This is a genomic window from Streptomyces sp. NRRL WC-3549 (assembly GCF_000721935.1).
Classification (GTDB): domain Bacteria; phylum Actinomycetota; class Actinomycetes; order Streptomycetales; family Streptomycetaceae; genus Streptomyces.
The window spans coordinates 9,926-10,439 of record NZ_KL585457.1 but is presented as its reverse complement, the minus strand read 5'-3'; the positions used below and the strand labels follow the sequence as shown (position 1 = coordinate 10,439).

1 protein-coding gene is annotated in these 514 nt (G+C 66.5%); it reads right to left on the bottom strand.

The window, feature by feature from the left end:
• On the bottom strand, positions 1 to 486 hold a 486-nt coding region (locus IH13_RS0135795), incomplete at its 3' end, for a GTP-binding protein (RefSeq protein WP_082317815.1).
• Between the last annotated feature and the right edge of the window lie 28 nt (positions 487 to 514).

Sequence of the window (514 nt, the reverse complement as noted above, 5' to 3'; positions counted from 1 at the left end):
GTCCGGTCCGATCTGGAGGGCTTCGCGGACCTCGTCGGGGGTGTAGGGCTGGTGTCCGTCGAAGCCGTTGAGGGCGATGACGAAGGGGAGTCCGCTGTTCTCGAAGTAGTCGACGGCGGGGAAGCAGTCGGCGAGGCGGCGGGTGTCGACGAGGACGACGGCGCCGATGGCGCCGCGGACCAGGTCGTCCCACATGAACCAGAAGCGGTCCTGTCCGGGGGTGCCGAACAGGTAGAGGATCAGGTCCTGGTCCAGGGTGATGCGGCCGAAGTCCATGGCCACCGTGGTGGTGGTCTTGTCCCCGGTGTGGGTGAGGTCGTCGATGCCCGCGGACGCGGACGTCATCACGGCTTCGGTGCGCAGCGGGTTGATCTCCGAAACGGCACCGACAAACGTGGTCTTACCCACGCCGAAGCCCCCTGCCACCACGATCTTCGCCGAGGTAGTGGAGCGGGCCGCTCCGCCGCTAGAGCTTGCGAAGTCCACTGAGCACCCTTTCGAGCAGTGTCACATC